The 646-nt window shown below is 66.6% G+C and carries 1 protein-coding gene and 1 pseudogene; both read right to left on the bottom strand.

What is annotated here, in order from left to right:
• Positions 1-241, bottom strand: a 241-nt coding sequence (locus C6N31_RS42365) for an ATP-binding cassette domain-containing protein (RefSeq protein WP_198359639.1), incomplete at its 3' end; no start/stop codon positions are given.
• 91 nt (positions 242-332) lie between these two features.
• Positions 333-646: pseudogene (locus C6N31_RS42360) on the bottom strand (ABC transporter permease); the annotation flags it as partial.

Genomic DNA, 646 nt, shown 5'->3' with positions numbered 1-646 from the left:
GCAGACCCGCGATCGCCCGCAGCATCGTCGACTTGCCCGACCCGTTCGACCCGATGAGACCGATGGCCTCACCCCGGTACGCGGTGAAACTCACCCCGCGCACGGCATGGACCCGCCGGACGTTGGGCGACGACTTACGGGACACCAGGCGCCCGAGGGCGGCCGTCGCGCTGCCCTTGCTGTTCCCGGCGCCGTGCACCCGGTAGACGATGTGCACATCGTCCACGATGACGGTCGGGATACGGGACCGGGCCGGAGCCTGAACGGCGGTGCTGCCGGCGGCGCTCCGGTCGGTGTCGGTGCCGGTGGCGCTCTTCTCGATCTCCACTGTCTCAGCCACGGCCGTACTTCTCCTCAGCCTTCCAGAAATACACGTACCCGCCGACACCCACCACGACCGCCCAGCCCACCGCCACCGCCCACACGTGCGGCGGCATCTCCTCGGCGGTCACGCTGTCGATCAGCGCGAAGCGCATCAGGTCGATGTACACCGCGATGGGATTCACATCGAGCAGGATCTTCACGAAATACGGTGCCGTCTTCGTGAAATTGCTGATGCTGTACATCACGCCGGAGGTGTACATCCACGTCCGCAGGATGAACGGCATCAGCTGCGCGAGGTCCGTCATCTTGCTGCCCAGCCGGG

The sequence above is a fragment of the Streptomyces fildesensis genome (genome assembly GCF_016107395.1).
Lineage (GTDB): Bacteria > Actinomycetota > Actinomycetes > Streptomycetales > Streptomycetaceae > Actinacidiphila > Actinacidiphila fildesensis.
Note: the sequence above shows the minus strand (reverse complement) of the source record. Positions and strands in the feature narration are given on the sequence as shown.